This window comes from Massilia sp. GER05 (genome assembly GCF_052056005.1).
Lineage (GTDB): Bacteria > Pseudomonadota > Gammaproteobacteria > Burkholderiales > Burkholderiaceae_D > Telluria > Telluria orientalis.
The window spans coordinates 3,458,374-3,478,988 of sequence record NZ_CP178858.1 but is presented as its reverse complement, the minus strand read 5'-3'; the positions used below and the strand labels follow the sequence as shown (position 1 = coordinate 3,478,988).

Annotated in this window: 16 protein-coding genes; 9 read left to right on the top strand and 7 right to left on the bottom strand. The window is 67.2% G+C overall.

The window, feature by feature from the left end:
* Nucleotides 1–20 precede the first annotated feature (20 nt).
* The 4 genes from ACL58G_RS15680 to ACL58G_RS15665 all read left to right on the top strand — a co-directional run bounded on the left by ACL58G_RS15680 (nt 21) and on the right by ACL58G_RS15665 (nt 4,148).
* Nucleotides 21–173: a hypothetical protein gene (locus tag ACL58G_RS15680; RefSeq protein ID WP_413342934.1), complete on the top strand. Its 153-nt coding sequence runs from the start codon at nt 21–23 to the stop codon at nt 171–173.
* 12 nt (nt 174–185) lie between these two features.
* The gene (rnk, locus tag ACL58G_RS15675) at nt 186–593 is read left to right on the top strand and encodes a nucleoside diphosphate kinase regulator (protein WP_413342933.1); all 408 of its coding nucleotides are present in this window, start codon (nt 186–188) and stop codon (nt 591–593) included.
* A gap of 487 nt (nt 594–1,080) precedes the next feature.
* A complete protein-coding gene (locus ACL58G_RS15670; protein WP_440967759.1) occupies nt 1,081–2,271 on the top strand; it encodes an IS4 family transposase in 1,191 nt (396 codons plus the stop codon).
* Between the two features lie 296 nt (nt 2,272–2,567).
* Nucleotides 2,568–4,148 (top strand): isocitrate lyase, encoded by a 1,581-nt coding sequence (locus ACL58G_RS15665; RefSeq protein WP_440967757.1) that lies wholly within the window; start codon nt 2,568–2,570, stop codon nt 4,146–4,148.
* Nucleotides 4,149–4,213: 65 nt separating this feature from the next.
* Here ACL58G_RS15665 and ACL58G_RS15660 read toward each other — a convergent pair whose 3' ends face one another.
* The 3 genes from ACL58G_RS15660 to ACL58G_RS15650 all read right to left on the bottom strand — a co-directional run bounded on the left by ACL58G_RS15660 (nt 4,214) and on the right by ACL58G_RS15650 (nt 9,172).
* A complete protein-coding gene (locus tag ACL58G_RS15660) occupies nt 4,214–7,303 on the bottom strand; it encodes an efflux RND transporter permease subunit (protein ID WP_440967756.1) in 3,090 nt (1,029 codons plus the stop codon).
* On the bottom strand, nt 7,300–8,478 hold the full coding sequence (locus ACL58G_RS15655) for an efflux RND transporter periplasmic adaptor subunit (RefSeq protein ID WP_440967754.1): 1,179 nt from the start codon (nt 8,476–8,478) through the stop codon (nt 7,300–7,302). The genes ACL58G_RS15660 and ACL58G_RS15655 overlap by 4 nt, the downstream gene beginning before the upstream one ends.
* A 76-nt stretch (nt 8,479–8,554) precedes the next feature.
* Nucleotides 8,555–9,172, bottom strand: a complete 618-nt coding sequence (locus tag ACL58G_RS15650) for a TetR/AcrR family transcriptional regulator (protein ID WP_440967752.1) — start codon at nt 9,170–9,172, stop codon at nt 8,555–8,557.
* Nucleotides 9,173–9,260: 88 nt separating this feature from the next.
* Between ACL58G_RS15650 and ACL58G_RS15645 the strand changes: the two genes are divergently transcribed.
* Nucleotides 9,261–10,712, top strand: a complete 1,452-nt coding sequence (locus tag ACL58G_RS15645; protein WP_440967750.1) for an efflux transporter outer membrane subunit — start codon at nt 9,261–9,263, stop codon at nt 10,710–10,712.
* A 7-nt stretch (nt 10,713–10,719) separates the two neighbouring features.
* Here the strand turns inward: ACL58G_RS15645 and ACL58G_RS15640 are convergent, their stop codons facing one another.
* Nucleotides 10,720–11,571 (bottom strand): LysR substrate-binding domain-containing protein, encoded by an 852-nt coding sequence (locus ACL58G_RS15640; RefSeq protein WP_413344661.1) that lies wholly within the window; start codon nt 11,569–11,571, stop codon nt 10,720–10,722.
* A gap of 89 nt (nt 11,572–11,660) precedes the next feature.
* Between ACL58G_RS15640 and ACL58G_RS15635 the strand changes: the two genes are divergently transcribed.
* From ACL58G_RS15635 to ACL58G_RS15620, 4 genes are all read left to right on the top strand, one after another.
* Nucleotides 11,661–12,509: an alpha/beta fold hydrolase gene (locus ACL58G_RS15635; protein ID WP_440967748.1), complete on the top strand. Its 849-nt coding sequence runs from the start codon at nt 11,661–11,663 to the stop codon at nt 12,507–12,509.
* 117 nt (nt 12,510–12,626) lie between these two features.
* Nucleotides 12,627–13,466, top strand: coding sequence for a universal stress protein (locus ACL58G_RS15630; RefSeq protein WP_440967747.1), 840 nt, complete (start codon nt 12,627–12,629; stop codon nt 13,464–13,466).
* A 7-nt stretch (nt 13,467–13,473) separates the two neighbouring features.
* Nucleotides 13,474–14,307 carry a universal stress protein gene (locus tag ACL58G_RS15625; RefSeq protein ID WP_440967745.1) on the top strand — a complete coding sequence of 278 codons (834 nt, stop codon included), beginning with the start codon at nt 13,474–13,476 and terminating at the stop codon, nt 14,305–14,307.
* A 70-nt stretch (nt 14,308–14,377) separates the two neighbouring features.
* Nucleotides 14,378–14,725 (top strand): hypothetical protein, encoded by a 348-nt coding sequence (locus ACL58G_RS15620; RefSeq protein ID WP_440967743.1) that lies wholly within the window; start codon nt 14,378–14,380, stop codon nt 14,723–14,725.
* 20 nt (nt 14,726–14,745) lie between these two features.
* Here ACL58G_RS15620 and ACL58G_RS15615 read toward each other — a convergent pair whose 3' ends face one another.
* The 3 genes from ACL58G_RS15615 to ACL58G_RS15605 all read right to left on the bottom strand — a co-directional run bounded on the left by ACL58G_RS15615 (nt 14,746) and on the right by ACL58G_RS15605 (nt 20,544).
* Nucleotides 14,746–16,038: a sugar porter family MFS transporter gene (locus ACL58G_RS15615; protein ID WP_440967742.1), complete on the bottom strand. Its 1,293-nt coding sequence runs from the start codon at nt 16,036–16,038 to the stop codon at nt 14,746–14,748.
* Nucleotides 16,035–17,654, bottom strand: a complete 1,620-nt coding sequence (locus ACL58G_RS15610) for a glycoside hydrolase family 32 protein (protein WP_440967741.1) — start codon at nt 17,652–17,654, stop codon at nt 16,035–16,037. The genes ACL58G_RS15615 and ACL58G_RS15610 overlap by 4 nt, the downstream gene beginning before the upstream one ends.
* Before the next feature lie 73 nt (nt 17,655–17,727).
* Nucleotides 17,728–20,544: a TonB-dependent receptor gene (locus ACL58G_RS15605; RefSeq protein ID WP_440967740.1), complete on the bottom strand. Its 2,817-nt coding sequence runs from the start codon at nt 20,542–20,544 to the stop codon at nt 17,728–17,730.
* Nucleotides 20,545–20,615: the final 71 nt, after the last annotated feature.

The following is a 20,615-nucleotide window of genomic DNA, read 5'->3' as shown; positions in this document are numbered from 1 at the left end:
AGGACATCAAGAGACTTATTATGAAACTCGATCGACCTTCGCTGTTCCGCCGCCCGCCCAGCATCCGGGCCATCAACGACCTGATCGCGCACCGCAAGCGCCTGCGCCAGCGCATCGGCCTCGCCCTCGCCGTCTGCCTGCCGCTCGGCTGGCTGCTGCTCCATGTCGACTGAAGGAGGACCGCCATGTATCCCGCCATCACCATTTCGACGCTCGACCTCGACCGCATCGACCTGATGCTGGACCGGCTCCCGCTGGCCCAGGCGGCCGCGCGCGACGCGCTATCCGATGAACTCGCGCGCGCCGACGTCGTCGCGCCCTGGGACATGCCGCCCCGCGTCGTGACCATGCGTTCCACCGTCCGCTTCCGCCTGGACGGCAAGGACAGCGAGTGGTGCAAGACGCTCGTCTATCCGAAGGAAATCGGCGAGGGCGACGACACGGTCTCCGTACTGTCGCCCGTCGGCAGCGCCCTGCTGGGCCTGGCGGAAGGCGACCGCATCGAGTGGACCCACCCGGACGGCCGGACGCTCGGCGTGGAAGTCGTCGAGGTGATCTACCAGCCGGAACGCGCCGGTCACTACCACCTCTGACCGTCGCGCATGCGCAGTCATGCGCCTGGCGGATGACAGTCATCACGAAACATCATTGGACGGTTTTTGTGCATCGCAGCATAATGCTTCCTGTCTCCTCTATCTTCCTCCAAGAAAATAGATTCAAGCCCGCCAACCAGCGGGCTTTTTTTTGTCCCTGCGTTCCCGGCTGAATGTCCGGCCATTTCTCAAATTCGGGGTCAGAGCACATTTCGGTGCACAGTTCTTGCGGCAACTCTACGCTCTGGCCGCGAATGATCTCTCCCCACAGCCACCGAAACGTCGACGCGACTCGACGCGCTGCCCGCAAGCACCAACAATGCATGTAGAAATTGATCAGAAATGGGCTCTGACCCTGACCCTTCCCCACATATTTTTCTTGTAGGTGGACGGGGTTGCTGTTAGCTTCCGGTGAAAAAAGCTGGTGCATGCATGGCTGTGTTAGCCCTCTCTTTCGTAGCGTCCAAACTGCGAAGGAGAAGCAACCATGCACGCACACCGCATCATACAAAATCTATTGGACACGAAGTGTCCCGAGATCCATGCCAAGCGCCGCGACTGTATAGCGAAAGTGGCAGAGGCCGGCAGAATCGGCGGGCTTGGTGTCGTCAAGATGGGGCGCTGTCTAGACACGAAGACGAGCATTCGTCATCGCATCAAGTGCTGTGATCGTCTGCTGAGTAATCGTCATTTGCCGGCTGAGCGGCTAACGATTTTTCGTGCTCTGGACGAAGCCGTCCTGGCTGGTCATCGGCACATTGCCATTAGTGTCGACTGGTCCGATTTGGTGCCTGACGGAAGCTTGCATCTCTTGCGCGCCGCAGTCACCGTCAAGGGACGTGCCTTGGTTCTTTACGAAGAGGTGCATGCGGAATGCGACCTGGGATCTTCGAAGGTACACCGCCGCTTCCTCGAGACGTTATGTTCGCTATTGCCCGATCAATGCCAGCCGATACTGGTCACTGATGCCGGGTTCCGGGCAACGTGGTTCAAGCTGGCCACGGGAATGCACATTTCGTGGGTTGGGCGCATCCGGAACCGTGACATGGTATGTGCCGAAGGATCCGGACAATGGGACGGCTGCAAGACCTGGTATGCCGGAGCGACAGCAAAGCCACGCTGTCTTGGCCGTTTTGAGTACGCACGCTCCAACGCGACGCCATGTCAGCTGGTGCTGTACAAAAAGGCACCTCAAGGGCGCCATCATCGCACCAGCTTCGGCAAGAAGACGACGAGCTCCAATAGCAAGAAAAACAGGGCTGCTCAAGTTGAACCGTGGTTACTCGCCGTCTCCCCGGACCTGGAAGCGTTGAGTGCGAAACAGGTAGTGGAGATCTACGCTGGCCGGATGCAGATCGAGCAGACCTTCCGGGATTTAAAAAATGCTCAATGGGGAACGGCATTATCAGAGAGCCAGACGCGCGCGCCCCAACGTCTGGAAGTACTCTTGATGCTCGGAGCATTGATCAGCTATGCCCTCTGGCTGATCGGCTTGGCGGCGGCAAGCGCTGGCTACCACATCAATTACGGCAACACGAAGAAGTCGGGGCCCACGCTCTCAATACTAACCCTGGCACGTCATTATTTGGCCGATTGCGTACGACCTCCGTTGGATCGCCACGCCTTCCAGCTCGCCCGACTTACACTGATCAATCTGGTGCAGGTAGTGAAAATTTGAGGGGAAGGGTCAGGCTCTGACCCCGAATTGAATTCGAAATGTGCTCTGACCCCGAATTTTTCACTCGGCTGAATAGCTTTCCACGATATGAAATCTCAACCTTTCAGCAAGTGGAATGAATATCCCATTCCGCAAAATTCTTTGCCGCATTGCGGAATGCTTGAGATAACTCATTGAATTCTAGCGTTTAATTTTAGTTTTATGTCTTATATAAGACAGAAGATTTAGACACTTGGATCTCTTATGATGAACCCATGCGCTTCACCACTTTCGATTCACTTTTCATGGAGTTCGACATGTCCGAGTACCAAAACGATATCCAGGCCATCGCCACCCTCAAGCAGCGCTACGGCAGCGGCTGGGACGCCATCAATCCGGAATCCGCCGCCCGCATGCGTGCGCAGAACCGCTTCAAGACCGGCCTCGACATCGCCCGCTACACGGCCGCGATCATGCGCCGCGACATGGCGAACTACGATGCCGATCCGTCCAAGTACACGCAGTCGCTGGGTTGCTGGCACGGTTTCATCGGCCAGCAGAAGCTGATCTCGATCAAGAAGCATTTCAACAGCACCGACCGCCGCTACCTCTACCTGTCGGGCTGGATGATCGCCGCGCTGCGTTCGGAATTCGGCCCGCTGCCGGACCAGTCGATGCACGAAAAGACCGCCGTCCCCGCCCTGATCAAGGAGCTGTACACGTTCCTGCGCCAGGCCGACGCCCGTGAACTGGGCGGCCTGTTCCGCCAGCTGGACGCGGCCGAAGGCGCCGCCAGGGCCGCGCTCCAGGACAAGATCGACAACTTCGTCACGCACGTCGTGCCCATCATCGCCGACATCGACGCCGGCTTCGGCAACGCGGAAGCGACGTACCTGCTGGCCAAGCAGATGATCGAAGCGGGCGCCTGCTGCATCCAGCTGGAAAACCAGGTGTCGGACGAAAAACAGTGCGGCCACCAGGACGGCAAGGTCACGGTCCCGCACGAGGACTTCCTCGCGAAGATCCGCGCCGTGCGCTACGCGTTCCTCGAGCTGGGCGTGGACGACGGCGTGATCGTCGCCCGTACCGACTCGCTGGGCGCCGGCCTGACCAAGCAGATCGCCGTCACCCATGAGCCGGGCGACCTGGGCGACCAGTACAACAGCTTCCTGGACGCGGAAGAAATCGCGGCGGCCGAACTGAAGAACGGCGACGTCGTGATCCAGCGTAACGGCAAGCTGCTGCGCCCGAAACGCCTGGCGAGCAACCTGTTCCAGTTCCGCGAAGGCACGGGCGAAGCGCGCTGCGTCCTCGACTGCATCACGTCGCTGCAGAACGGCGCCGACCTGCTGTGGATCGAGACCGAGAAACCGCACATCGGCCAGATCGGCGGCATGGTCAAGGAAATCCGCAAGGTCATCCCGAACGCGAAGCTGGTGTACAACAACAGCCCGTCGTTCAACTGGACGCTGAACTTCCGCCAGCAGGTGTACGACGGCATGAAGTCCCGCGGCGAAGACGTGTCGGCCTACGACCGCGCCCACCTGATGAGCGCCGAGTACGACGACTCGATCCTGGCGAAGGTCGCCGACGAGCGCATCCGCACGTTCCAGGCCGACGCGGCGCGCGAAGCGGGCATCTTCCACCACCTGATCACGCTGCCGACCTACCACACGGCCGCCCTGTCCACGGACAACCTGGCCAAGGACTACTTCGGCAACCAGGGCATGCTGGGCTACGTGGCCGGCGTGCAGCGCAAGGAAATCCGCCAGGGCATCGCCTGCGTCAAGCACCAGAACATGTCCGGTTCGGACATCGGCGACGACCACAAGGAATACTTCAGCGGCGAAGCGGCGCTGAAGGCCGGCGGCAAGCACAACACGATGAACCAGTTCTGATTCCGGTCACGACCGACGCCAGCCCGGGCGGTGCCGCAAGGCCCGCCCGGGCTTTTTGCTGGGCCTCAGGCCGGCGCCGCCTCGGCCAGTGCCGGCGCGGGCTCGGACGCCGGAACGATCCGGAACCAGATGGCGTACATCGCGGGCAGGAACACGAGCGTCATGACCGTGCCCGCGAACGTGCCGCCGATCAGCGTGTAGGCGAGCGTGCCCCAGAACACGGAGTGCGTCAGCGGAATGAAGGCCAGCATCGCCGCCAGCGCCGTCAGGATGACGGGGCGCGCGCGCTGCACCGTCGCCTCGACGACGGCGTCGAACGGATTCAGTCCCTCCGCGCGGTTGTGGTCGATCTGCCCGATCAGGATCAGCGTGTTGCGCATCAGGATGCCGGACAGCGCGACCAGGCCCACGAGCGCATTGATGCCGAACGGCTGGCGGAACAGGATCAGCGTCGGCACCACGCCGATCAGGCCCAGCGGACTGGTCAGGAATACCATCACCATCGACGCGATCGAGCGCACCTGGAACACGATGATCAATAGCGTGAACGCGAGCATGATGGGGAACAGCGGCAGCAGCGCGGCATTCGCCTTGCCGGCCTCCTCGATCGACCCGGCCATGGCGAGCTTGTACCCGGACGGCAGCGCCGCCACGACGGGTTGCAGCGCCTGCTGCATGGCCAGCGACACGTCCGGCGGCTGCAGGCCCTCCGCGATGTCGCCGCGGATGGTGATGGTCGGCACGCGGTCGCGCCGGCGCAGCACCGGTTCTTCCGGCCGGACGTCGACCGTGCCGACCTGCGACAACGGGATCCGCTGTCCGGCCGCGCCGACGAGCGTGAAGGCATTGATCCGCGCCGGGTCGAGGCGCACGTCGCCGGCCGCGCGGGCGACGACCTGCACCGAACGGATGTCCTCGCGCACCGCCGTGACGGGCACGCCGCTCAACAGGAACTGCAGCTGCTGCGCCACGGCGGCCGACGTCAGGCCGACGGCCTGCAGGCGGTCCTGGTCCAGGGTGAAATGCAGGGTCGGCACGCGCGTACCCCAGTCCGTGTTCACGGTGCGCATCTGCGGGCTCGCGCGCAGGATGGCTTCCACCTTCGCGGCGCTGGCGCGCAGCGTGTCCGGGTCGGGGCCGGACAGGCGGAACGCGACCGGATACGGCGAGTACGGGCCGAACACCAGCTGCGTGACGCGCACCCGGGCCTCCGGCGCCAGGCCGTCGGCGATGGCGCCGCGCAGGCGCAGCTTGAGCGCTTCGCGTTCCTGTTCATTGTCGGTGCGGATCACGATCTTGGCGAACGACGGATCGGGCAGCTCCGGCGCCATCGCCAGGTAGAAGCGCGGTGCGCCCTGCCCGATGTACGCGGTGACGGTGTGCGCTTCCTTCTGCTTCGCCAGCCACGCCTCGATCTTCGCGGCGGCGGCGGACGTCTGCCCGATCGCGGTCCCGTAGGGCATCTGCACCTCGACCAGCACTTCCGGCCGGTCGGACGTCGGGAAGAACTGCTTCTTGACGACGGCCATGCCGGCGCCGGCCAGCACGAAGGTGCCGATCACGATCAGCGCGACCAGCCATTTGCGCCGGATCACGGTGCCCAGCAGCCGCCGGAACCGGTTGTAGTTCGGCGTGTCATAGATGGCGTGATGACCGCCTTCGATCTTCGGAATCGCCGGCAGGAGTTTGACGCCCAGGTAGGGTGTGAACACGACGGCGACGATCCACGACGTGACGAGGGCAATGCCCACGATCCAGAACATGTTGCTCGTGTATTCGCCGGCCGTCGATTTCGCGAAGCCATTCGGCATGAAGCCGATGGCCGTGATGAGCGTGCCGGACAACATCGGGGCCGCCGTATGGCTCCAGGCGTACGCGGACGCCTGCACGCGGTCGTAGCCCTCTTCCATCTTCACGACCATCATTTCGATGGCGATGATGGCGTCGTCGACGAGCAGGCCGAGCGCGAGGATCAGGGAGCCGAGGGTGATGCGGTCGAAGTTCTTGCCCGTCGCGGCCATCACGATGAAGACGGCCGCCAGGGTCAGCGGCACGGCCGTGGCGACGACGAGTCCCACGCGCCAGCCCATGCTGAGGAAACAGACAACCATCACGACGAGGAGCGCGACGAAGAACTTGACCATGAATTCATCGACGGCGCCGCTGATGTTCACGGCCTGGTCGGTCACCTTGGCGAGACTCATGCCCAGCGGGACGTCCTTGTTGATGGACCCGACTTCGGCATCGAGCGCCTTGCCCAGGTCGAGGCCATTCCAGCCGTCGCGCATCACCACGCCCAGCAGCAGCGCCGGTTCGCCGTTGTTACGTATCAGGAAGGTGGCGGGATCCTCGTAGCCGCGTTCGACCGTCGCGATGTCGGACAGCTTCAAGGTGCGGCCCTGGCTGACGACCGGCGTGTCGCGGATCTTTTGCAGCTCGTCGTAGGCGCCGTCCAGGCGGACGAAGACTTGCGCGCCCTTCGTGTCGATCGAACCGGCGGGCGTCAGCACGTTGCGCGCATTGAGGGCCGCGAAGATGTCCTGCGGGGCGATGCCCAGCGTGGCGAGGCGGTCGTGCGAGAACGACACGAAGATGCGTTCGGCCTGTTCGCCGATGATGTTGACCTTCTTGACGCCGGCAACGTGCAGCAGGCGCTGGCGCAGGGTTTCGGCATCGCGCACCAGCAGGCGTGACGGTTTGCCGCGCGCCTTCAGGGCGTACAGGGCGAACGTGACGTCGGAGAATTCGTCGTTGACCATCGGGCCGATGACGCCGCCCGGGAGCGAAGCCTGCGCGTCCTGCAGCTTCTTGCGCGCCTGGTAGAACTGGTCGGGCACGTCGGCGGGCGGCGTGCTGTCCTGCAGCGTGACCGTCGTGAACGCGAGGCCCGGACGGGTATAGGTGTCCGTGCGGTCGTAGTAGCGGAGTTCCTGCATGCGCTTTTCGAGCGGTTCCGCCACCTGGTCCTGCATTTCCTGGGCGGTGGCGCCGGGCCAGGCCGTGATCACCGTGAGCTGCTTCACCGTGAACGGCGGGTCTTCCGCGCGGCCCAGCTTCAGGAACGCCAGCACGCCGGCCAGCGAGACGAGCAGGATGAGGAACAGCGTGACCGACCGCTCGCGCACGGCCAGCGCGGACAGGTTGAAGCGGCTCATCGTGCGGCTCCCGGCGCGAAGTGTGGCGCGAAGTGTGGCGCGGTTTGTGGCGCGGTTTGCGACACGGTTGCGGCGGCAAGCCGGCCCGGCACGCGATCGACGCGCACGGTGTCGCCTTCGTGCAGCAGATGGGCACCCAGCGCGACCACGCGCTCGCCGGGCTTTAACTGGCCCGTCACGCGCGCCATGTCGTCGCCGATCGCGAGCACGTCGACGCGGCGCCACGTCACCTTGGCGGGATCGCCCGCGACGGTCCAGACGCCGCTGCCCTTGCCGGCGTCCAGGACGGCCGCGGCCGGGACCTGCAGCGCGCCGACCTTGCCGTCACTGTCGCCACCACGTTCACCGTCCAGGCGCAAGGTGACGGTGGCGCCGAGCGGCGCGTCCGCCAGCGGCCCGTCGAGGACGTATTTCGCCTCGTACGTGCGCGTGAGGCGGTCGGCGGCGTCCGCGAGCTGCCGCAGGCGGGCCACGCCGGCAGCCTGTCCGCCATACAGCGTGGCCTGCGCCTGCGATCCGGGCCGGGGCCGCATCGTCTCGGGCAAGTGGACGACCGCCTCGCGCGGTCCCGCGTGCGCGAGGCGCACGACGGTCTGGCCCGCGCCGACGACCTGGCCCGGCTCCGCCAGCGTGTCGACGACGACGCCGTCCGCGTCCGCCACGAGCAGCGCATAGCCGGCCGCGTTGCGGGCGACGTCGTACTGCGCCTCGGCCGCGCTCAGCTGCGCTTTCGCCGAGTCCGCGGCGGCCTTCAGCTGCTCGTACGAGGAGGCCGACACCGCGCCTGCCGCAACGAGGTCGCGGTAGCGGGCCTCGTCGTCGGCCGCCTGGCGCGCGCGGGCGCGGGCGGCCGTGACGGCCCCGGCCTGCGCACGCGCCTGCAGGCCGAGGTCGACGGGATCGATGCGCATCAGGGGCTGGCCGCGGTGGACGGCCTGGCCGACGTCGACGAGGCGCTGCACCACCTTGCCCGGCACGCGAAAGCCCAGGTCGCTCTGGACGCGGGCGCCGACGACGCCGGTGAATGAACGGGCGGTGGCCGGTGCGCCCTGGACGAGAACGGTCTCGACGAGGGGCGCCGCCGTGCGGGCATCGGCGGCGGGCTTGTCGCCGCACGCCGCCAGGACAATCGGCAGCAGATACAGGGCGCGGGCGCCGCGTGAGCGAATGGACATGGGAGCTCCCTTTGGTAAGAAAGTCCCCATTTTTCTACTAGTGACCAAATAAGTCAATGGTCACAACCGATATTTTTTACGGGGCCAGGCTCCTGAGCACGAGGTTGGACAGGCGCACCGTGGCGTCCTGCGCCCCGTCCAGGTTGTATTGCAGCAGCAGCGGATTGATGTACGGCTTCATGACGAGGCAGATCGCGTTCGCCGTCTCGTCCAGAGGCGTCTTGCGTTCGAATTCGCCCGCCTCGCGCCCTTCGCGGACGATTTTCGCAATGAGCTCCTCGATATAGCGCTCGTAGGCCTGCACCGACGGCCAAGCCTCGCTGGCGCCCGTCGCGGCAATGTCGTACAGCTTGCGGTCCTCGAAGAACAGCGTCGTGCCCACGTCGACGAATGCCCGGAACATGCGACGGAAGCGGTCGGATGCGCTGGTCCCTGCGGCGACCGCGGCATCGACGGCGCGCATCATCTCGCCCAGGCGGTTGGCGCAGATGACTTCGCCGATCGCCTGTTTGGAATCGAAAAACTTGTAGATATAGGCCTTGGAAAAACCGATCGCCTTGGCCAGGTCGGACACGGTCGTCTTGGTATAGCCGTAGCGGGTGAAGTAATCCGTCGCGGCGTCGACGATCTGCGTGCGTACGTCGTGATCCAGCGGGCCCCTGCTCGGGGAAGAAGAAGTGATTGTCGTGTTCATGGCGATAGCTTAACGCGTTGAAGAAACGTTTGACAAAGTGTGACCAATAAGTATTATAGTCACTAGTCACAAAACACGAGGATACACCATGATCACGATTCGCCTGCTCGCGGCCGCCGTCGTCGCCGTCGCGGCAACGGGCTGCGCCGTCGGCCCCGATTACCGGCGGCCGGATGCGCCCGTCCCTGACCGTTACCTCGGCCAACCCGTCACCGTGCAAGGCCGGGCCGCCGACCTGACCGCCTGGTGGGGTAGCTTCGGCGACCCGCAACTGGCGCGCTACGTCGCGCAGGCCCTGGCAAGCAACCTCGACCTCGCACAGGCCGCCGCGCGCGTCGCCCAGGCCCGCGCCGGCCTGCACGCGGCCGACGCGGCGCTGCTGCCGTCCGGCACGGTCAATGGATCCGCCACACGCGCGTACCAGTCGGTGGAGACGCCGCTGGGCCGGGTCCTCGGTGCGACACCGGGCTACGAACGCTGGGGCACCGCCTACGACGTGAACGCGGCCGCCAGCTGGGAGATCGACCTGTTCGGCGGCCTGCGCCGCGGGCGCGAAGCGGCGGGTGCCGACTACCAGGCATCCGAGGCGGACTTCGTCGCGGCCCGGCTCGCCGTCGCCGCCCAGACGGCGGACATCTACATCGGCATCCGCGGCCTGCAGGCCCGCCTCGGCATCGCGCAGCAGCAGGTCGCCACGCGCCGCGACCTGCTCGCCAAGGTCAGGCTGCTGCACGACAAGGGCGTGGCGCCCGCATACCAGGTCGACCAGACGGAGGGAGAACTGGCGCAGGCCGAAGCGGCCGTGCCCGCGCTACAGGCCGCGCTCGATGCGGCGTCGAACGCGCTGGACGTCATGCTGGGCACACCACCCGGCACGCACCGCGCCGAGTTGCGCGCGCCTGTCTCCATCCCGGCCGTGCCGGCCATCGGCACGATGGGCACGCCCGCCGACCTGCTGCAGCGCCGGCCCGACCTGATCGCGGCGGAGCGGCGCGTGGCCGCGGGCAATGCGCGCATCGGCGCGGCGATGGCGGAATACTATCCGCACGTGTCGCTGGGCGCCCTGCTCGGCAGCGCGACGACCTTGTCCGCCGGCCATTTGTTCGGCAGCGGTGCCGGCGAGGGCGCCGCCCTGCTCGGCGTGCGCTGGCGCCTGTTCGACTTCGGCCGCATCGACGCGCAGATCGCCCAGGCCAAGGGGCGCGAAGCGGAGTCGCTCGCCGCCTACCGCCTCGCCGTACTGCACGCGACGGAAGACGTCGAGAACGCGTTCTCGGCGCTGGCCAACCGCACGCAACAAACGGCCGTCCTCGTGCGCGGCGAGGAGGCGCTCGCCCGTTCGCGCGCGGCGTCGTTCGCGGCCTACCGGCGGGGCGCCGCGAGCCTGATCGAGGTCCTGCGCGCGGACGACACGCTGCTGCGCACGGCCGATGCGCGCGCGCAGGCCCAGACGGACGTGGCGCGGGCGGCCGTGGCGGCCTACAAGGCGCTCGGGGGCGGATGGGAACCGGGCGGGATCGACAAGGTCGCGGCCCGCTGACGGCCGGTCAGCGCCGCAGCTCCGACATGATTTTCTCGGCCAGGAAGTCGCACGGCGGCCGCTTCGACTTGGTGCTGCGCGCGAGGATGACTTCGAGCGGGTCGATTTCCGGCAGGCCCTGTGCCTGGCCGAGCAGGCTCAGGTGCGCGGGCACGGCGCAGCGCGCGAGCGGGGCCACGGCGAGGCCCGCCTCGACCATGCTGAGCAGGCCCATCAGGCTGGGGCTCTCGTACGACGTCCGGTAGGGAATCTTCGCCTTTTCCAGGCTGCGGATCGCGTTTTCGCGCGCCACGCTGCCGGGCAGGAACACGGCAATGGGCAGCGGCCGCTCGCGCCAGAGGTCGCGGCTGCTCGGCGTCGCGGCCCACACCATCGGCTCGAACCGGACGAACTCGCCGGACAGCCCCTTCACGCGCGTCGCGCACACGAGGTCCACCGAGCCATCCTTCACCATCGGCGCCAGCGCCACGCTCGGCAGGCCCACGACCTGGATCTGCACCTTCGGATACGTCGCCGAGAATTTTTTCAGAATCGGCGGAAACAGCGACGACGCGTAGTCGTCCGGCACGCCGATGACCACGCGGCCCGTGATGTCCGGCCGCACGACCGCGGCCCACGCCTCGTCGCGCAAGGCCAGCATGCGCCGGGCGTAGGTGAGCAGGACCTCGCCGTCCTGTGTCGGCGTCACGCTGCGCGGGCCACGCACGAACAGCGGCTTGCCGAGCGCGCCTTCCAGGGTCTTGATCTGCATGCTCACGGCCGACTGCGAGCGGTGCACCACTTCCGCCGCGCGGCTGATGTTGCCGGTATCCGCCACGGCGACGATCATCGCCAGGACGTCGAGGTCGAGTGTTTTCATTGGTATCAGAAAATCTGATTGATAGATTCAGTATTATGCGATTTTCTTGGGACTTCGTGTGCGGCATAGTAGCGCAAAAGGAGTCAACGATGAACGCACGCACCGACCAGCACGCCCTGTCCGTCCCCGAGATCTACTTCGCCACCCTGCCGTCCGGCGTGCGCATGCCGTACGTGATGCGCGGTGCCGGCGAGCCGCTGCTGTTCGTCCACGGCTCGCTGTGCGACTACCGCTACTGGAACGGCCAGACGACCGCGCTGTCGAAACGCTTCCAGTGCGTCTCCGTGAGCCTCAGCCACTACTGGCCGGCCGACGACCTCGCGCTGCAGGGCGCGTTCAACTGGTGGACGCACGTCGCCGAACTCGCCGAATTCATCACCGCCATGGGCCTCGGTCCGGTGCACCTGGTCGGCCACTCGCGCGGCGGCTGCGTGGCGTTCCACCTGGCGCGCGACTATCCGCACCTCGTGAAATCGCTGACCCTGGCCGATCCCGGCGGCCCGCTGCACGCCGACGCGTCGCTGCCGCCCGCGACGGAAGCCCTGCGCGCAAGGGCAGCCCGGCTGATCGAAGACGGCGACGTCGACGCGGGCCTGGAACTGTTCGTCGATTCCGTCAGCCTGCCGGGCATCTGGCGCAAGAGCCCCGCGGCCTTCCGCACGATGGCGATCGACAACGCGGCCACCCTGCCGATGCAGTTCCGCGACCCGCTGCCCGCCTACACCCGCGCCGCGGCACAGGCCATCAGTTGCCCGACGCTGCTGATCGCCGGCGAGAAGAGCCCGCGCATGTATCGCGACAATGTCGGGCAGCTCGCGGCATGGATCGCAGGCGCCGCGGCGCGGACCATTGCCGGCGCATCGCACGGGATGAACGTGACGCATGCGGCTGAGTTCAACCGGCAGCTGGAAGCGTTCGTCGGCACCGTGCCGGCTTGACCGAAGCGCTTGACAGCGCGCTTCCACGACGACACGTGGCACCAAGCGGGCAAATCCCGGTCGAACGACTGCACCACGCCATTTCGGCAGCGCCGTGCGTCTTCGAAAGGATTTGCGATGTACAAGACCATCGTCGTTCACGTCGACGGCAGTGAACAGCAGGACAGCCGCATGGCCGCCGCTGCCCGCCTTGCCCGCGAGCACGGCGCGCACCTGGTGGGCAGCGCGGCGACGGGCATCTCGTGGACGGACTACCTGTTACTCACCGGATCCATGGCCGCGCCGGTTCCGCCAGCCGATTTCGACGGCCTGCGCGAGACCGCGGCGCTGCATCTGCGCGCCTTCACGGACCAGGCCGTTAAACTCGGCGTCGCCTCGGTGGAAACGCGGCTCGTCGAGGACACGGCCGACGGCGCGCTGCTGCTGCAGGCGCGCTATGCCGACCTGATCGTGCTCAGCCGCGACGTCGATCCCGGGCCCGGCATCCCGCCCCGCGTGCGCAGGTTGCCGGAACACGTGGCGCTGCGCGGTCCGCGGCCCGTGCTGGTCGTTCCGCCCGGCTACGCGGACGCCCCGATCGCCGCCACCGTCGTCGCCGGCTGGGACGGCAGCACGCAGGCACTGCGCGCCCTCGCCGCCGCCCTGCCGCTGCTGGCGCGCGCGGACGGCGTGCGGCTCGTCCTCGTCAATCCGGACCAGCTGTCCGGCGCGCACGGCGAACAGCCGGGCGCCGACATGGCGCTCTACCTGGCCCGCCACGGCGTGAAGGTCGACGTCGTGCTCGAGCGCACGCATGCGACCGTCGGCGACACCCTGATGGCGCTCGCGCGCACCGCGGGTGCCGGGCTGATCGTCGCCGGCGCGTACGGCCACAGCCGCTACCGCGAATGGGTGCTGGGCGGCGTGACGCGCGAGCTGCTGGAGCGCGCGCCCGTACCGTTGCTGCTGGCCCATTGAGCTCCACATGTTCAAGACGATCCTCGTGCACGTCGACCAGTCGTCCCACGCGCCCGCACGCATGCATTACGCGGCCGCGCTGGCGCACGCGCACCAGGCGCACCTGCTGGGCGCGGCCATGTTCGGCGTGTCGCGCAGTATCTTCCCGCTCGGCTACACATCGAGACCGGGTACGCTCGAAGCCAGCTACTTCGATCCCCTCGAGCAGAACGCCAGGCGGGCACTGGTGCAATTCGAAGCGATCGCCACCGCAATGCGCGTCCCCCACGAGTCCCGCTTCGTGTGCGACCAGGCCGACGACGGGCTGGCGCGGCTGGCCCGTTTCGCCGACCTCGTCGTCATCAGCCAGGACGACCCCGACGAGGCGCTGCCGGACCGGGCCGTCCACCTGCCGGACTACGTGATCCTGAACAGCCCCCGACCCGTGCTCGTGTTGCCGCGCACGGACGCGGCGCCCGGCGCCGCCCGCGACATATTGGTGGGATGGGACGGCGGCAAGGAAGCCGCGCACGCCCTGGCCGCCGCGCTGCCCCTGCTGCACCGCGCCAGTGCCGTGACGATCGCCGCGCTCACCGGCCCCGACGCCGGCGCGGCGGAACTGGAGTCCCAGCGGCCCGACCTGCTCCGGTTCCTCGGCCACCACGGCGTCACGCCGCACATGCTCGTGCGGGCGCCGCGGCGGGACGCAGGGCACGACCTGCTGGACCTGGCCGCCGAACTGCATTGCGGCCTGCTGGTGATGGGCTGCTTCGGCCACAGCAAGTTGCGCGAACTCTGCCTGGGCGGGGCCAGCCGCGCGGTGCTGGCCGATGCGCGCATTCCGGTGTTGCTGGCGCATTGACCGGAAAATATCGGTTGCGAATAGCGGGCCGAGTCATCCAGCTATCACGTTCCAGATGTAGAATGGCAAGATGACAACGAAGAACATCGTCGAGTGCACGTGTACCGGGTGCGGCTGCACGCTCCGGGTGGCCTGTCCGCACTGCGCGCCCCCCTCACAGGCGGCACCCGCCGGTTCCGGGCAGCGGACCGACCTGGTCACCGCCCTCCTCGTCGACGCCGTGATCAGCGCGAGCGCCGCCGAGGGTACCGCGTATGCGGCGCGCACCCTGTGCGAAAACGGCGTGCCGTTCGACGTCGCGCTGCGCGTCCTGACGCGGCCGTGGCACCGGCGCTACCATCCCGTTTCGCAGATGCAGATGTATGCACAGCCGGCGGACCGGCCGGATGCAGCCGCCAGGGCCGTCTTCCCGCATTGACGGCCTGGCGGGCACGCCCGTCACACGTCGATATCCTCCAGCCGCGTTCCCTTCGTCTCGACGAACCAGCGCGCCACGACGAACAGCTGCACAAGCATCGCCAGCGCGAACAGGACGAACGGCAGGCCGTTCGAGCGCGCCGCCATCGCCGGGAACACGCCGGCGACGATGGCATCCATGAGCCAGTGCGTGGACGCGCCAAGACTCTGCCCGCGCGCCCGCACCTCGGTCGGGAAGATCTCGGAGATGTACACCCAGATCACCGCGCCCTGCGAGAACGCGAACGCCGCGATGAACAGCACCAGCGCCCACAGCAGCAGGTCGCGGTGCATGCCGCTCCACTGGATCCATGCCGTTCCCGTCAGCGCGACGACCATGCCGACCGAGCCCACGATCAGCAACGTCTTGCGGCCCAGGCGGTCGATGACGGTCAGCGCCAGCAGTGTGAACAGCAAATTCGTCGCGCCGATCATCACCGACTGCAGGTCCGCCGATACCTTGCCGAATCCGGCCGCCGCGAAGATGTCGTTCGCATAGTAGAGGATGGCGTTGATGCCCGACAGCTGGTTGAACGCCGCGATCGCGAACGCCAGCAGCATCGGCTTGCGGTAGCGGCTCCAGGACAGCGTCGAACCCGCGGCGACGTGGCTGCGCGCGTAGCGGGCCAGCTCGCCCGCGACGTCGGCGGCGCCGATCTCGCGCAGCACCTGTTCCGCCTCCTTCGTCCTGCCCTTCACGGCCAGCCAGCGCGGGCTGTTGGGAATCACGAACAGGAGGCCGCACAACAGCAGCGCCGGAAGCGCCGCCACGCCGAATTTCCAGCGCCACTCGTCGGCACCCAGGTCGGCCAGGCCGACGAGGTAATTGCTCAGGTACGCGACGAGGATGCCCAGCACGATGTTGAACTGGAAGGCGCCGACCAGCATCCCGCGCCGGTGCGCCGGGGCGATCTCCGCCAGGTAGATCGGCGCCAGCACGGACGAGGCGCCGATGGCGATCCCGCCCAGCACGCGCGCCGCGACCAGCACCGCCAGGCTGGGCGCGAACAGGCAGCCCAGCGCCGAGACGATGTACAGGCCCGCGATGGCGCGCAGGCAGTTGCGTGCCCCGAAGCGGTCGCCCGGGCGGCCCGCGAACAGCGCGCCCAGCAAGGTGCCCCACAACGCGCTCGACACGGTCATGCCGAGGCCCGACGGGTCGAGCCGGAAGGCCTGCGTGAGGCCTTGCGTGGTGCCGGCGATGACCGCCGTATCGAAACCGAACAGCAGCCCCGCCAGGCCGCCGACCAGGGTTCCCTTCAACAACGTATTCATCGTGCTTCCTTCCAGATCGAATTCAGGGACCAGATGTCCAGGTCGCGCACCTGCGCGTCGCCGTCCACGCTGAACAGGCTCACGCCCCCCGCCCCGGCGGGCGGGAACACCTGGTCGGTCAGTACCGCCTCGCCGTCGCCGGCGAACACCGTCACCGAGCCCCGGTCCACGAAGATGCGCAGCGGCAGCCCCCCAGCGCGCAGCGCGACCGGCGCGGTGTGGCGCGCGGCGAACTGCGGATGGAAGCCGGTTTCGCCCGACGTCGTGCGGTCCACGTACACGGCGCCCTGCTTCGCGTCGTAGCCGATCTCGGTATAGGTCCCCTGTCCCAGGCGGATGCCGGCACGCGTCGCGGTGCCCGGTTGCAGGACCATCTTCAATTCCAGCGGCGCACTCGCCGTGCCGGCCAGCGGCACCGCCTTCGTACCGCGCGCGATGGCCTGTCCGGCCCCGCTGTACAGCGACCGGCCGCGCAAACCCTGCGCCTGGGCGATCGGCTGCTGCACGAGCTTCACCTGCCCGTTCACCGTGCGCAGCCCCAGTTCGCGCGGCAGCGACTGGGCGCTGCGCCACGGCGCTGTCGGCACCTTCTCGCCGTACAGCCAGTTGTTCATCCAGCCGACCAGCAGCTTGCGGCCGCCCGGCGCATCGTTGTACGTCACGCCCGCGTAGAAATCGGCGCCGTAGTCGAGCCACCGCGGCGCGTCGCCCGCGGCATCGCGGTCGCGCGTAAAGGTCTTGCCGTCGAAGTCGCCGACGAAGTACTGCATGCCCGACCCGCCCGCCGGACCGCCGGGATTGAGGCTGATGACGAGAACCCATTTGCGTTGCGCCGGGTCGCCGTCGACCGGCAATTCGATCAGGTCGGGGCACTCCCACACGCCGCCGGTCGCGCCGGCCGGGCCGAACTCGCCCGTCCACTCCCAGTGGACCAGGTCGCGCGAACTGTAGAACAATGCCTTGTGCTGCTTCGCGGCGACCGTCGCCAATACCCACTTGTGTCCGGGCTCGTACCAGAACATCTTCGGGTCGCGGAATTCGCGGTACTCGGCCGCGTAGGGCGCGGGCGGCTCCGGCAGCACCGGGTTGCCGGCGTACTGCGTCCACGTGCGGCCGCGATCGAGGCTGTAGGCGATCGACTGTGCCTGCGTGCCCGCGCGCACAGGCTTGCCGTTCACCGTCCGCGCCTGCGGAAACATGGACGTATACATGGCCACCATGGCCGGCTTGCCCGGCTGGCCGAATCCGCTGGTGTTGGCGTGATCGACGACGGCGCTGCCCGAGAAGAACATCTGCGTGGGTTGGCCCCTCGCATCCTGTTCGACGGGCAGCGCCAGCGGCAGCTCGGTCCAATGCAGCAGATCGGGGCTGACCGCGTGGCCCCAGGACATGTCGCCCCAGGTGTTCTGGTTCGGGTTGTACTGGTAAAACAGGTGATACTCGCCGTCGTGGTACACGAGGCCGTTCGGATCGTTCATCCAGTTGCGTTGCGGGGAGAACGACAGTTGCGGGCGGAATGGCTCACCGTAGGTCGGGGCGGGATCGGGCGAGCCGCTCGCGCAGCCGGCGGCCAGCAGCGCCGCGCCGAGGGCGAGCAAAGAGAATCGGAAGGTCAAAGCCACAGGAATTCCTTGTTGGTGTCGGAGACGGGCAGCCTCCCGGCCGCCCGTGGTGCAGTCGTCGGTGCGCTCAGAAGCGGTACGTGAGGCTGGCGCGGATCGTGCGGCCGAACAGTGGCCGCGCGATACCCCGGTTACGGGTACCGTCCGGCGACAGCAGGTCGGAGAACAGCGGATCGCCTTCCGTGAACGACAGCTGGTTCGTGAGGTTGGCCACGTGCAGCTGCGCCATCCAGCGCGACGAGACCTGGTATTGCGCGCCCATGTTGATGATGTGGTAGGACGGCAGCAGGGTCACGTTGGTATCGGTCGCCTCGGAGAACCGGTCGCCGACGTACTGGTATTGTCCGTACACCGTCATCGGGATGCCCGTCATGGCCAGCAGGTCGTACGACGGCTGGAAGTTGGCCATGATCTTGGCCAGGCGGCGCGGACGGCGGCCGTCTTCGCTGATCTGCACGTAGTGGTAGCCCGTGATCACGCCCTGGGGATCCTTGTCCTCCTGCGTGATCTGGTAGCGCGCACCGTCGACCTTCGGATTCTGCGCCACGACGTTACCCTTCAGTTCGAGCCCTTCGATCATGCGCGGACGCCAGCTCAGTTCGATCTCCGTGCCGACGTTGCGCACGCCGCGCTTGTACAGCTGGGCCACGTCCGGGCACGAGTTGATCTGCGTGACGCCGCCGAGCGTGGAGCATGCCGGCGACTGGAAGTCCTTGTAGATGTTCACGGCGCTGCGCGGCGAGAACTTGTTGTAGAACAGCGCAACGGAGGCGCCGAACTCGCGCGTCAGGTAGCGCAGGCCGCCTTCGTACTGGCGGATGTGCTCGACGGCGCTGAGCTCGACCGGGCGCCCGTTTACCACCACTGCGCCCGCAGTGCTCAGGTTGTTGAGGTCCTCGAGGCTCGGCAGGCGGAACGAGTACGACGCCAGCGCGTACACGGCGAGGGGCCGGCTGAAGCTGTAGTTGCCGCCGAGCGACCAGCCGATGCCGTGATAGGTCTTGTTCAGCAGGTTGGGCTGGCCGGGGAACTGGATCTCGTTGTCCGCCGCGGTATCCTGGGTGGAGCCGACGACGACGTTCGCCGGCGTCAGGTCGACCGCCGTGTTGCGGTCGCGGCGGTCGACGTTGGCCCGCACGTCCTGCCAGCGCACGCCCGCGTCGATCTTCAGCTTGCCCTGCAGCGTTTCCCAGTGGTCGAGCAGGTAGGCCGCATGGCCATCGGCCTTGATGTGGCTGACCCAGCCGAACCAGCCGGGCAGGATCGCGCCACCCGACGTCAGCGACGGGCCCACCTGGTTGCCGGCGGCATCGACCACCGTCAGGTCGATGAGGCGCGCGTTGGGGGCGCTTTCCGACACGAGCAGCCCGGCCTGGAAGTTCGGATCGTAGGTGTAGTGGCTGCGGTACACGCCGAACGTCAGGTCGTGCGTGCCGGCCGCCTTGAACGTCTGCTGGCCCTTCAGGTCGAGCACCGTGCTGGCCGCGTCGGTGTCCGCGATGAACGGCACCAGGAAGTTCATGTAGGTCCCCGGCGCCACGCGCGTGCCGTCGTTCCGGTAGGTGCCGACGACGCCGGCGCCCTTTCCGTACTTCGCGATGAAGTCCTCGCGGCTGATGTTGGCGAAGTCCGCGCACGTGCCGCTCTTGAAGTAGCCGACCAGTTTCGCATTGCTCAGGTTGCAGCCCAGCGCCGCCCCGTGCGCCGGCGAGATCACGTCGTTCTGGAAGCGCGCGTTCAGGAACGTGGCCGCCGTCGCCGTGTCGTTGCCCGTGAAGACCGAATTGAACCCGCTGCTGCCGCCCGTGTGGCGCAGGCCGGCCGTGACCTTCAGGCCGGAGTCGAAGTCATGCCCCAGCTTCAAGGTGAACATCTTGAAGTCGGGGTGGATGCCGTCGGCCTGGTCGATCGTGCGCGTGCCGTATTCGCCGATCATGTTGAAGCGGCGGTTGTAGGGCGACGCCGTCGTGCCGTGCGCGAAATCGATGCCCAGCGGCTGGATGGTGTCCTGGCTGAGGACCGTCGGATGCGCCGGCGTGCCGGACTGGGTGAAGCGCGGCACCGAGATCGGCAGGTTCTGGTAGAACGCCGTGCGGTCGTTGATGACGAGCGCGTCGAAGCGGGCCGTCGTCCGGCGGTCGTCGCTCGTGTAGATGACGTTGCCGCGGATCTGGCCGCCGCGGTCCGCCGTGTAGCCCGTATCGCGGATACCTTGACTCCTGCGGTAGTAGCCGCCGACGGCGCCGGTCAGGTTCCTGCCCAGCGGGCCGGACACGAACGCGTCCTGGCGGATGAAGCCGTAGTCCGCGTATTCGAGCTTGTAGCCGCCTTCCAGGTGGTCGCCGCCCGTGCGCGTGATGTGGTTGATGGTCGCGCCCAGGCCGTTCGAATACAGGATGCCGCCGGGGCCGCCCTTCACCGCCTCCACGCTTTCCGTCATCAGGTCGTCGCGCACGAACACGTCGTTGTTCAGGAACGGGGCTTCCGATTCCTCGTACGCCGGCAGGCCGTCGATCAGCTGCGGCGCGAAACGGAAGCCGCCGACCACGGGCAGGCCGCGCACCGTGATGTTGTTGCTGGCCTCGCCGGCGGTGCTGCCCTCGGCATAGATGCCCGGCAGGTTGCCCAGCAGGTCGGCGGTACTCATCGGCGCCAGGCGCTGGATGTCTTCCGCGCTCAGCGTGTTGATCGAGAACGTGGCGTTCTTCTTCGTCGTCGTCCGGGTCACGCCCGTGACGATCACGACGTTATTGGGCTCGTCGGCCTTGGCCGCGGACTGCTCCGCGGCCGCGCCAGCCTGCTGCTGCGCGAACGCGAGGGCGGGCGCCAGCGCGATGACGAGGGCGGCCGAGCGGCCGATATAGGGGGTGAGCGAGTAACGCATTTGTATTTATCTCCTGTGTGATATTGACTTCTTTGCCTTCGCTTTTCCAGCTGCCGGTCTTTTGAACCGGA